The organism is Lysobacter sp. GQ73 (genome assembly GCF_059758755.1).
Genome location: NZ_JCAXEE010000014.1, coordinates 1 through 11,681, shown reverse-complemented (window position 1 = coordinate 11,681; position 11,681 = coordinate 1). Strand labels below are relative to the sequence as shown.

Here is an 11,681-nt window from a genome sequence, read left to right as displayed (position 1 = left end):
ATCTGACCCAGCTCAGATCAGGAGCTTTCTTGAACCGTGCGCCGCGAGACCGCAACGACGCGGTCGCGGCTCGCGCCGCTCCTGCCCGGGCGATACCGCGCCGCTTCGATGGATAGCATTCGCATTGTCGTCTCGGCGCGTCCCTTGGTCGCGACTTACGTCGCTCCTACAGAGGGCAGTTCGCAGCACGCCGACGCGGTGGCTCCGGGGTAGGAGCGACGCAGGCGCGACCGCTTCGTCTCCCGTGGCTGTGCCACCGGCCGTAAAGGTGAGCAACATCAATAGCATGGCTTGCATGCGCACGGCCCGTACCCCCGCGGGCCGCCCTACGGGCCGCCTTTTGACAGCTAAAGAAAATCAAAATCTCGCTAAGCAAAAGCAAAAGCAAAAGCAAAAGCAAAAGCAAAAGCAAAGGCAAAGGCAAAGGCAAAGGCAGTACTCAACCTTGTCGGTGCTGGCCGTTTCGCACTCGGCATTGCTTGAGCCGCGTCGAAAACTGAAGCGGCACGATCACGAGCATTTTTAATGAGCTTCGAGGGCATGGTCGGTCCCAAAGTAGTCAATCGAACCGCTCGATCGATCAACGCTGACTATTTGCTGTGTCGATGCAGCCTCCGAGATTCGATGAATGCACTATGCATTGCCGGCCACTGCCGGACTCGGCCAAGTTCGACAAGGAAAATAAAATGCAGAGACGTCAATTCATGAGCATGCCGTTGGCTGTGACTGCGGCAGCGGCTGCGAGCGCAATACCGACATACGCGGCCGGTGCGCCACTGACGACAGACGATTACGTGACATTCGAAGATTACGGTGCGGTAGGCGACGGCGTCGCGGACGACACCGCGGCGATCCAGGCGGCTATTACCGATAATCCGGGCCGAGAGATTTGGGCGACGCGCCGCAGCTATCGTCTGACCGCGGCGCTCCATATTGTGCGTGGCGTAGTGTTGCGCGGCGCGCAGGGCGGCGTGCAACTGGTGATGGATGTTGCCGATCGCGACCACATCGTGATCGGTAACGGCACTGAGTCCGGGATGCTCAGCAGTCTGCATACCGTGATCGACGGTTTTACGTTCGTGCCCGGTGCCAACGCGGGGCCGTCCACGACCGGGTCGTGCATCTTCCTAAACTTTTGCGCGTTTTTTGACGTGCGCAACTGCGATTTCTACGCCCGTTACGGGACCCAGGCCTGCCTGTTCCGGGGAATGACGCTATTCCGGGCCTCGGATGGATTCATTCGCCATTGCCGTCTGCGCTACTTTAGGGCAGATGGCATCCATAGCTCTGGCTCGGCACACCGCTCGAGTCCGAATCCTTACCGGACCGTCGACGTGCGCATCGAGTCGACGCGTATCTATGCCTGCACCGGATATCAAGTCTATTTCGGTCCCCATACCGGCGGCATGTTCGTCAACGACCTGATCCTCATGCAGGCTCTCTATAAGCCGGCGTTCTACATCGATTCCGACCCAGTGACGCAGGACGGCACGAATTTCTTCATCGTCAACGTCAACATCGAGGGCGGTAACAGCGGCAGTCGGGGCATCGTCGTCAATAGAGGGCAGGCAGTGCAGATCGTCGGTGGTTGGGTCGGCGGCATCCTCGGCAACGGCGCAGGGGTGGAACTCGGCGTAGGGGCGAGTTCCTGTGAAATTAACGGACTGAAGGCGGATTACTGCGGGCTGATCGTTCACGGCCCCGCCAATTCGATCAAGAATTGCGATATCACCGGAGACTTGACCAGCACCGTCAATGGCATCGTCCTCGGGCAGGGCGCCAGCGACACGTTGATCACTGGGTGTCGAATCCGTCAGTTCACCGGTCCGGCGATCCTCATCCAGAAGCAGCCGGGTGGCCCGGCCCGTTGTGTTATCAGCGGTATAACTCTCAAGGATGCGCCGTCCTCGCCTTATGTCGAGGGAGCCGACTACCGGGAAGGCCCGTCGATTACCGGCATCCGCAGCGATGCCGCCGTTTACGTGACGGCAGCTGCGCAGGTGCAACTGAACTATGGCGCAGAGTTCTATCAGGTGATCGGAGGGACGCCGATTCAGGACTTGGTACCGCGAAATCCGGGGCGGCGAGTGACCGTTCAGGCCGGTTTGAACGGTGTGACCTTCACCGGCAACGGTGTATTGCAGCTCAAGGCCGGCGCCGCCAGCGTTACGGTGCCCGCGTATCGGACCATCGAATTCATATCCGACGGCCTAAATTGGTTTGAATCGGGGGGCAATCGCTGATTCTGGTTTGTTTCGATAACCGTTGACCAATCCGAATCCTGCTGTGCACTCTCGGCCGGATTCGGATCATGGTCGCCGCCCGTCAACTGGCAGCCACCGCACGAAACGTCACCACCAGCACGTCGCGATGGGCTGCGCGCGTCGGGTCTTGCGGAGTCACCGCGGTCACGCCGTGGAAGACCCGGGCGTCGTCGACCAGGGCGGCGTCGAGCGGGGCGGTCAGGGTGAAGCTGCCGAGCAGGCCTCCGTCGGCGGTGTGGATGGTGGTCGTGCCGCTGACGATGTTGTGGCGGTCGATCAGCAGCACCAGGACATAGTCGACGCCGTCGCGATGTACGCCTTCGGGCGTGGGCTGGCCTGCTTCGTCGCTGCGGGCTTCGATGCGGAACTGGTGCAGCTCGATATGCCAGCCGGGTACCTGCGGCGCCAGCAAGCCGAAGAAGTCGAGGCAGAAGCCGAGAATGGTCGCCAAGGTGGCGCCGTGGGCGACGTCGTCGCGTACCGGCTCGAACCAGCGTTCGATATCGCCCTGCAAGGCGTTGTAATTGAGGCTCTGATAGTGAGGCTGATGCGGCTGGCGCGCGATCGCGCCGTCGCGATCGGCGCGGAACACGGCGTGGCGACGGCGGCGATGACGGCCGACGCTGGCGAGGTAGCTGTCCGGCGCCAGGTCGTTCCAACTGTCGGCGAACGCGGCCCAGTCCTGCAGGGATCCGTGACGCAGCAGATGCGTGCGCATGTCTTCGCCGGCGACGAAACGGAAGCCGTCGCGGCGCAGGGCATCGGCGAAATCCTGGTGCTCGGAACTCGGTGCGGGGTTCATGCCTGACTCTTGAAATCGAAGGCGTGCAAGGGGCGCGGCGAACGATCAGGCCGCCGCCAGGGCGGCTTGTACGAGCAGGGCGACGACGCAGCCGAAGCCGACCACCCACGCCAGGCTGCGCAAGGGTGCCTGGCGGGTCAGGTAGAACACGCCGTGCAATACGCGGCAGACGATGAAAGCCACCGACAGGCCGGCGATGACGCCGGTGTCGACGCCGGTGATCTGCGCGCCGAACACGCCGGCCGCGAACGGGGCGAAAGCCTCGAAGGCGTTGAGGTGGGCGGCATAGGCCGCGTTGCTGCGCGGGCTGTCCTGGCGAGTCTGCCAGGCGCGGGGATCGCGGTTGTCGTAGCGCTGGCCGCTGCCCTTGGCGACGGCGGCCCACAGATAGGGCAGTAAGGCGGCGATCAACAGGCACCAATAAGCGACGGTCATGGACATGCGCGTTCCCCGTGGCCGCGGGTCGCGGCCTGCAAAGCCTAGCGGAAAAAACGACGGCGCCCCGGGGCGCCGTCGTCGGACCGCTTTGCGGTCGTGAGCGACCGGGCGCCGCCTGGGCGATCGCCCGGCGGCTTGCGCGGCCGCTTACCGGGCCGCTTACTTGGCCGGAGCCATCAACTTGTCGTGCGCGGCGCGGAAGGCGTTGCCTTCGTACCAGTTCGGCCATTGTTCGTTGCCGGCGAGCACCTTGCCGACGCCGTACAGCGCGTCGAGGTCCTGGACCACGCCGTCGAGCTTCCAGTTCGGATCGAACTGGTCGGCCGGCTTGTGATAGCGGTTGTCGCGGTAGTCGACCTGGGCCTTCTGTCCGGCTTCAGTGCCGCCTTCGAGCAGGTCGTCGCCGCCCTTGGCGTACAGCGCAGGCACGCCGGCCTTGGCGAAGTTGAAGTGATCGGAGCGGAAGTAGAAGCCGTCCTGCGGAGTGGCCTCGGCATGCAGCACGCGGCCCTGGCCGTCGGCGATGGTCTTGAGGATGTCCTCGAGCTCCGAGCTGCCGTAGCCGACTACGGTGAAGTCCTTGGCCTTGCCGATGATCGGCATGGCGTCGAGGTTGATCACCGCGACGGTCTTGTTGAGCGGCACGGTCGGGTGGGCGACGTAGTACTTGGATCCGAGCAGGCCGGACTCCTCCAAGGTCACCGAAACGAACAGGAGCGAGCGGTCCGGCGGCGGCGTCTGCTTGCTGAAGGCTTCGGCGATTTCGAGGATGCCGGCCACGCCGGAGGCGTTGTCGATCGCGCCGTTGTAGATCGTGTCGGCTCCGCCGGCCTTGCCGTCGCCGGCGCCGTGGCCTTCGTGACCGCCTTCGCCGGTGTGGTTGCCGAGGTGGTCCCAATGCGCCATGTAGACGATGGCTTCGTCGGGGCGCTTGGCGCCGTCGAGGCGGGCGATCACGTTGCGCGAGGACTTCTCGCTGATCTTGCTCTTCAGCTCCACCGAAGCCTTGGCCTGCAGCGGGATCGCCTTGAAACCGCGCTTGCCGGCCGCCTTGTAGAGTTCGTCGAGGTCCTGGCCGAGGTCGCCGAGCAGCTTGCGGGCGCTGTCGCCGGTGATCCAACCCTGCACCGGCAGGCGCGGCTCGGGATCGTCCTTGGCGGGCAGGTCGAACTGCGCGCCGGACCAGGAGTTCTTGACCACGTCCCAGCCGTAGGAGGCGCCGGCTGCGTCGTGGACGATCAGTGCGGCGGCCGCGCCCTGGCGGGCGGCTTCTTCGAACTTGTAAGTCCAGCGGCCGTAATAGGTCATGCGGCGGCCTTCGAACAAGGTCGCGTCCTGGCTGTGAAAGCCGGGATCGTTGACCAGGATCACCACGGTCTTGCCCTTGACGTCGATGCCGGCGTAGTCGTTCCACTTCTGTTCGGGCGCGTTGACGCCGTAGCCGACGAACACCAGGTCGCTGGCGTCGAGCTTGATCTCGGCCTGGCCGGTGCGGGTGCCGATGACCATGTCGCTGCCGAACTTGAGTTCGCGCGGCTGGCCCTTGACCTCGAGCTTGAGCGAGGTGGCTTCGTCGGCGGTGGTCTCGACCATGGGCACGGTCTGGAAATAGCTGTCGCCGTTGCCGGGCTTCAGGCCGAGGCGCTTGAACTGCGCTTCCAGGTACTGGACGGTCTTTTCTTCGCCGGCGCTGCCGGGCGCGCGGCCCTCGAACTCGTCGGAGGCCAGGACCTTGACGTGCTGGGCGAAGTCGGCGGCGTTGATCGCGCCGTCGAAGGCGTGATCGGCGGCGGCGCTCGGCGGGGCGGCCGGGGCGTCGGCCGGGGCCTTCGCCTCGGGCGTTTCTGCCGGCTTGTTGCAAGCCGACAACACCAGGGCGGCGGCCACCAGCGAGGTGGCGGTGAGGAGCGGGGTACGGGACATCAGACCTCCAGGAGCGGCCGGTGGGCCGGGGGTGGGGGAGGTCCATTCTAGGGGCAACGTCGCGGGGGCGTTGTCCCGCGCCTGGCCGCTGGCGGTGGCGGCGGCTGCGCCGGGTGGCGCGGTTCCGCGGGATTCGACCGAGGATATCGCGCGATCCGGCGCGGTCCCGGCGCGTTCCGCTGGGATCGCGGCCCGTGCCGGTCGATCGGGACGGGCCGGATCGCGAGCGCCGGGGCGCTTACTCGGCCGGCGGCGTCGGCGTGTTGAAGGCGATCGCGGTGGCGCCGCGGATCGGGCCGGTCTTGGCGGTGGCGTGCACGTACAGCGTGACTTCGCGTTCGAACACCAGCGGGCCGTCGACGCGCGCGTTCGGGCCGATCACCACGCGCGGGTTGCGCGGCTTGAGCTTGATGCCGATGCCGTTGGGCTTGGTGTAGCGGATGCCGCCGCTGACGTGCGAGCCGACGCCGACGGTGACGTCGCCGTTGACGGTTTCGATGCCGCCGGTGACATCGGTGTCGACCAGGCCGATCGCACCGTTGACGGTCTCGACGTCGCCGCGCACGGTGCCGCCGCGGTCGACGAAGATGCCGCCGTTGACGGTTTCCAGACCGTCGCTGGCGGTGACGTTGCTGGCGACGCGGATGCTGCCGTTGACCGTCTCCAGGCCGCCGGTCTGGCTGCGTTCGCCGACGCTGATGCTGCCGTTGACGGTCGAGGCGTCGGCGACGCGGGCGTTGTCGCCGATCTTGATGCTGCCGTTGACGGTTTCCAGCGTGCCTTGGCTTTCGCCTGAGCCGACCGTGATGCTGCCGTTGACCTTGCTGATGCCCTCGGCGGCGAACGCCAGCGGCGAGGACAGCGCGATCAGGACCGAGAGGCTGAGAGTGAGGCGGGGGCTCGTCATGGCGTGTTCCGTTGGGTAGTGGACAGGGATTGAGATGCGGGCACTGCGCAAACGGTTTACAGCCGCGCGAACAAATCCCGCTTCGGCCGCGACCGGGCGTTGAGGATCAAGCACTTGCCGACGCCGCATCGGGCCGGCTCGTGCCCGGCCCACGCCGGCGCGCCTGTTGTTCGGGGCTTCATGCGCCGCTTCGCTACAATCGCAGGACCCGCCCGCGGCGGCCCCTGCCCCAAGTCATAGGAACTTACGACGTGTCAGCGCCTTCCCGCCCCAAGCCCGTAGTGTTGTTGATCCTCGACGGTTGGGGCCATCGCGACGATCCCGCCGACAACGCCCTGGCCCAGGCGACCCTGCCGAACTGGCGCGCCCTGCTCGCGAGCGCACCGCACACCCTGATCCACACCGAAGGCCGCCACGTCGGCCTGCCGGACGGGCAGATGGGCAATTCCGAAGTCGGCCATATGAATCTCGGCGCCGGCCGCATCGTCTACCAGGACTTGACCCGGGTCGACGCGGCGATCGAGGACGGCAGCTTCTACGCCAATCAGGAACTGCGCGCGGCCTGCGCCGCGGCAAAGGCCAACCGCGCCACCCTCCACGTGATGGGCCTGCTGTCGCCGGGCGGCGTGCACAGTCACGAGCAGCACATCTTCGCCATGCTCGAACTGGCCCGTCGCGAAGGCGTGGCCCGGGTCGCCGTGCACGCCTTCCTCGACGGCCGCGACATGCCGCCGAAATCCGCGGCGCCGAGCCTGGAACGCCTGCAACAGGTGTGCGCGCAGGTCGGCAATGCGCATATCGCCTCGATCAGCGGCCGCTACTACGCGATGGATCGCGACCAGCGCTGGGACCGCCAACTGCGCGCCTGGAACGCGATCGTCGAGGCCGCCAGCGAACACCGCGCGGCGAGCGCGCTCGCCGGCCTGGAGGCCGCATATGCGCGCGGCGAGACCGACGAGTTCGTCGCTCCGACGGTGATCGTCACCGGCGAAGTCGGCGCCAGCGCGGCGATGGCCGACGGCGACGCGGTCGTGTTCATGAATTTCCGCGCCGACCGCGCCCGCCAGCTGACCGCGGCCTTCGTCGATCCGTCGTTCGCCGGCTACGAAGCGCGCCGGCCGCGGCTGTCGCGCTTCGTCTGCCTGACCGAGTACGACGCCCGGCTGCCGGCGCCGGTCGCGTTCGGCCCCGACGATCTGCACAACACCCTCGGCGAGCTGCTGGCCGCGAACGGCCTGACCCAGTTGCGCATCGCCGAGACCGAGAAGTACGCGCACGTGACCTTCTTCTTCAGCGGCGGGCGCGAGCAACCGTATGCCGGCGAAAGCCGCATCCTGATCCCGAGCCCCAAGGTCGCGACCTACGACCTGCAGCCGGAAATGAGCTGCCCCGAGCTGACCGAGCAGCTGGTCGCCTCGATCCGTTCCGGCGCCATCGACGTGGCGGTCTGCAACATCGCCAACCCCGACATGGTCGGCCATACCGGCGATCTGGGCGCGGCGATCAAGGCCGCCGAAGCGGTCGACCTGGCGATCGGCGCGGTCGCCGCGGCGGTGCGCGAAGTCGGCGGCGCCCTGCTGATCACCGCCGACCACGGCAACCTGGAAATGATGCGCGACCCCGAGACCGGGCAGCCGCACACCGCGCACACGGTCGGGCCGGTGCCCTTCGTATATGTCGGCTCGCGCAAGACCGGCCTGCGCAGCGGCGGCGCCCTGCGCGACGTCGCCCCGACCATGCTCGATCTGCTCGGCCTGGCGCAACCGGCCGAAATGACCGGGCAAAGCCTGCTGGAGCGCTGATGCCCCAACTGCGCGAGCTGCACCGACCGCGTGTGCGGGCCTGGCCGGCGCTGGCGGCGATCGCGTTCGTCGCGGTGTCGCTGCTGGCGCCTGTGTCGAGCCCGATGGCGGCGGCGCAGAACAGCAGCCGCGAAACCGAACGCAAGCTCGAGAAGATCAAGACCGAGTTGAAGTCGGTCGCCGCCGAGCGGCGCCGGCTCGAAGGCCAGCGCGGCGATGCCTCGCAGCGGCTGCGCGCCGCCGACGAACAGGTCGGCCACTCCAACCGCGCGCTGCGCGAGACCGAGGCGCGGCTGGCGCGCGAGCAGGCCGCCTTGAAGGAACTGCAGAGCCGCCGCGACGCACTCAACGGCAAGCTCGGCGCGCAGCGCCAGGAGCTCGCGCGGCTGGTTCGCGCGGCCTATGCGCAGGGCAACGATGCGCCGCTGAAGTTGCTGCTGTCGCAGGACAAGGTCGCCGACAGCGGCCGCATCCTCACCTACCACGGCTACGTCCAGCGCGACCGCGCGCGCCGCATCGGCGAACTCAATACGCAGCTGCGCGAACTCGATGCGGTCGAGCGCGAGATCGTCGAGCGTCGCCTGACCCTCGACAGCACCCGCAAGCAGCTGCGCAGCCAGCTCGGCCAGCTCGAGAAAGACCGCAAGGCGCGCGCCGCGCTGGTCGCGCAGATCAACGAAAAGTACCAGGACCGCAGCACCCGCGAGCGCGAGCTCGGCCGCGACGCCAAGGGCCTGGAGCAATTGCTGGCGAAGCTGCGCGCCGCGGCCGCCCGCGCGGAGGCGCAACGCCGAGCCGCGGCCAAGGCCAAGGCCGAACGCGAAGCGCGCGAGGCGAAAGCCGCGGCCGCCGCGGCCGCCTCGGGCAAGCCGGCGCGCACGACCGCGCCGCGCAAACCGGCGGTCGCGGTCGCCAGCGCGCCGCCGCCCCAGGTCGGCGGCCTGGGCTGGCCGGTATCGGGCGCCCTGCTGGCCGGATTCGGCGGCACCATGCCCGACGGCCGCAGCAGCGAAGGCCTGTTGATCGGCGCCGCCGCCGGCAGCACGGTCAAGGCGGTCAGCGACGGCACCGTGGTCTATTCGGAATGGATGACCGGCTACGGCCTGCTGCTGATCATCGACCACGGCAACGGCTACATGAGCCTGTACGCGAACAACGACGCCTTGCTCAAGGACGCCGGCGCCACGGTCAGGAAAGGCGAGGCCGTGGCCACGGTCGGCAGCTCCGGCGGCCATGGCCGCCCGGCCCTGTATTTCGAGCTGCGCCGCGGTGGGCAGCCGGTCAATCCGAACACCTGGCTGCGACGCTGATCGCGGGTTTAACGAAAGCTTGCAAACGCGCCGATTAACGTGCGCAGATAGCCGGTCGAACCCGGGCCGCCCGCGGCGGTCCAACCGGTACCCGTCTCGGAGCTTCGTGCATGTCCCTGCGTCATCCCTTGCGTAGTCTGCTGCCGCTCGCACTCGCGTTCGGCGCCGCTCCGGCCTTGTCGCAACAGGCGCCGGCGCAGCCGCCGGTGCGGCAGGCGCCTGCGCCTGCACCGCAGGAACCGGCAAAACAGACCCCGGAAAAACCGGCTCCGGAAACTCCCCCGTCGAGCGCGCCAGCGCCGCAAGCTCCCACCGGGCAAGCGCCGGCCGCATCGCCGGCTCCGGACACGGTGCCGGCAAAGGATCAGGCGACGCCGCCGGCGCAGGCACCGGCCAAGGACGCGCCGGCCCCGAAAGCGCCGGAAAATTCCGGACCGGACCGGCCCGCCGACAAAACCGCCGACAAACCCGCCGCCGCGAAGGGCAGGAAGGGCGAGGACGCCAGCGATTCGAAAGTGCCGATCGAGGAGATCCGGCGTTACGTCGCGGTCTACAACGCGGTCAAGCAGGCCTATGTCGAACCGGTCGACGACGCCAAGCTGATGCACTCGGCGATCCGCGGCCTGCTGTTCGATCTCGACCCGCACAGCGTCTATCTCGACAAGGTCGCGGCCGAGGATTTCGACGAGCAGTCGCGCGGCGCCTACGACGGCATCGGCGTGGAACTGCAGCGCCAGCCCGACGGCAGCCTGCGGGTAATCTCGCCGATCGACGACACGCCGGCGGCGCGCGCCGGGATCAAGGCCGGCGACCTGATCACCGCGATCGACGGCAAGCCGTTCAAGATCGACGAGGGCGACAGCTCCGGTCCCCTGCGCGGCCCGGCCGGCAGCAAGGTGGTGCTGACGATCGTGCGCGAAGGCCGCGACAAACCCTTCGACGTGACCGTCGCGCGCGAGACCATCCGCGTCGCCAGCGTCAAGGGCCGGATGCTCGAACCCGGCTACGGCTACGTGCGGATCAGCGCGTTCCAGGCCGACACCGCGGCCGATTTCGAGCGCCAGCTCGAGAAGCTCAAGACCCAGGCCGGCGGCAAGCTGCGCGGCCTGGTGATCGACCTGCGCAGCAACCCGGGCGGGCTGCTGACCTCGGCGGTGCAGATCGCCGACGATCTGCTCGAGAAGGGCAAGATCGTCAGCACCCGCGGCCGCATCGCGATCAGCGACGCCGAATTCGGCGCGACCCCCGGCGACCGTCTCGACGGCGCGCCGGTGGTGGTCCTGGTCGATGCCGGTTCGGCCAGCGCCTCGGAAGTGCTGGCCGGCGCCTTGCGCGACAACGGCCGCGCGCGCGTAGTCGGCAGCCGCACCTTCGGCAAGGGCTCTGTGCAGACCGTGTTGCCGCTCGACAACGGCGATTCGGTCAAGCTGACCACTGCGCGCTACTACACGCCGAGCGGCAAATCGATCCAGGCGCTGGGCATCATCCCCGACGTGCTGCTGCGCGCGGCCAAGAGCGAAGACGACAAGCGCCCGAGCTATTACAGCGAGGCGACCCTGCCCGGCCATCTGCACGGCGACGAAGAGGACGCGCCCGGCACCAACGCCGGCGAAGTGCTCGAAGGCGATGCGCCGATCGCCTCGGCCCTGGCCGAACTCAAGAAACCGGCGGTGACCGCGGCCGGCGACAGCACGCGTCGCTGACGCAGGCCTCGTTCAAGCCGGCCTCGTGCAGGCCGGCGTCGCCGACCGCGGCGCCAGCAGGGCGCGGCACAAAAGAACAACCCGGCCGCTGGCCGGGTTCTTCTTTGCGGCGCTCGAACCGCCGCGGACTTTCGCCCGGCCCGCGTTCAGCGCGGCTTGGCCGGCAGCGGGAACGGCGTCACCACCTTCTCGCCGGTGGTGGCGTCGCGGATCGCCGACTGGCCTTTGCGCTCGACTTCCTCGATCCGCACGATGCTCTGCATCGGCAGATGCAGCACGCGGGTGCTGCCGAACTCGTCGCGCAGCCGCTCCTCGGTCGGGTCGACCACCAGGCCCTCGTGCAGGTCGAAGACCAACTCGCTGACTTCGGTGAATCCCCACAGATTGCCCGAAGCGATCTTGCGCGCGTACAGCTCGTAGATCTTGCCGGCGTTGAGGAAGGTGACTTTGTAGAGGGTGGCCATGGCGGTTCGGGGACTCGGGACTCGGGACTCGGGACTCGGGACTCGGGACTCGGGACTCGGGACTCGGG

9 protein-coding genes and 1 pseudogene are annotated in these 11,681 nt (G+C 67.8%); 4 read left to right on the top strand and 6 right to left on the bottom strand.

Annotation, left to right across the window (positions count from 1 at the left end; genetic code table 11):
• Nucleotides 1-368 precede the first annotated feature (368 nt).
• Entirely contained in the window at nucleotides 369-542 is a 174-nt protein-coding gene (locus AC6CH2_RS22410) for a hypothetical protein (protein ID WP_498271147.1), read from the bottom strand.
• Between the two features lie 144 nt (nucleotides 543-686).
• Between AC6CH2_RS22410 and AC6CH2_RS22405 the strand changes: the two genes are divergently transcribed.
• Entirely contained in the window at nucleotides 687-2,243 is a 1,557-nt protein-coding gene (locus AC6CH2_RS22405) for a glycosyl hydrolase family 28-related protein (RefSeq protein ID WP_498271146.1), read from the top strand.
• A gap of 82 nt (nucleotides 2,244-2,325) precedes the next feature.
• On the opposite strand, the gene AC6CH2_RS22400 is transcribed toward AC6CH2_RS22405, so the two are convergent.
• From AC6CH2_RS22400 to AC6CH2_RS22385, 4 genes are all read right to left on the bottom strand, one after another.
• Complete coding sequence (locus tag AC6CH2_RS22400; RefSeq protein WP_498271145.1) at nucleotides 2,326-3,066, bottom strand: 2OG-Fe dioxygenase family protein; 741 nt, start codon at nucleotides 3,064-3,066, stop codon at nucleotides 2,326-2,328.
• A gap of 45 nt (nucleotides 3,067-3,111) precedes the next feature.
• Entirely contained in the window at nucleotides 3,112-3,501 is a 390-nt protein-coding gene (locus tag AC6CH2_RS22395; RefSeq protein WP_498271144.1) for an MAPEG family protein, read from the bottom strand.
• 162 nt (nucleotides 3,502-3,663) lie between these two features.
• Nucleotides 3,664-5,427 (bottom strand): M28 family metallopeptidase, encoded by a 1,764-nt coding sequence (locus AC6CH2_RS22390; protein ID WP_498271143.1) that lies wholly within the window; start codon nucleotides 5,425-5,427, stop codon nucleotides 3,664-3,666.
• A 238-nt stretch (nucleotides 5,428-5,665) separates the two neighbouring features.
• Entirely contained in the window at nucleotides 5,666-6,334 is a 669-nt protein-coding gene (locus AC6CH2_RS22385; RefSeq protein WP_498271142.1) for a DUF4097 family beta strand repeat-containing protein, read from the bottom strand.
• A 251-nt stretch (nucleotides 6,335-6,585) separates the two neighbouring features.
• On the opposite strand from AC6CH2_RS22385, the gene gpmI reads away from it, so the two are divergent.
• From gpmI to AC6CH2_RS22370, 3 genes and pseudogenes are all read left to right on the top strand, one after another.
• A complete protein-coding gene (gpmI, locus tag AC6CH2_RS22380) occupies nucleotides 6,586-8,136 on the top strand; it encodes a 2,3-bisphosphoglycerate-independent phosphoglycerate mutase (protein ID WP_498271141.1) in 1,551 nt (516 codons plus the stop codon).
• The gene (locus AC6CH2_RS22375) at nucleotides 8,136-9,446 is read left to right on the top strand and encodes a murein hydrolase activator EnvC family protein (protein WP_498271140.1); all 1,311 of its coding nucleotides are present in this window, start codon (nucleotides 8,136-8,138) and stop codon (nucleotides 9,444-9,446) included. Before gpmI ends, AC6CH2_RS22375 begins: the two co-directional genes overlap by 1 nt.
• Before the next feature lie 350 nt (nucleotides 9,447-9,796).
• A pseudogene (locus tag AC6CH2_RS22370) lies at nucleotides 9,797-11,250 on the top strand (S41 family peptidase); the annotation flags it as partial.
• Between the two features lie 45 nt (nucleotides 11,251-11,295).
• Here the strand turns inward: AC6CH2_RS22370 and AC6CH2_RS22365 are convergent.
• The gene (locus tag AC6CH2_RS22365; RefSeq protein WP_031371311.1) at nucleotides 11,296-11,613 is read right to left on the bottom strand and encodes a DUF1820 family protein; all 318 of its coding nucleotides are present in this window, start codon (nucleotides 11,611-11,613) and stop codon (nucleotides 11,296-11,298) included.
• Between the last annotated feature and the right edge of the window lie 68 nt (nucleotides 11,614-11,681).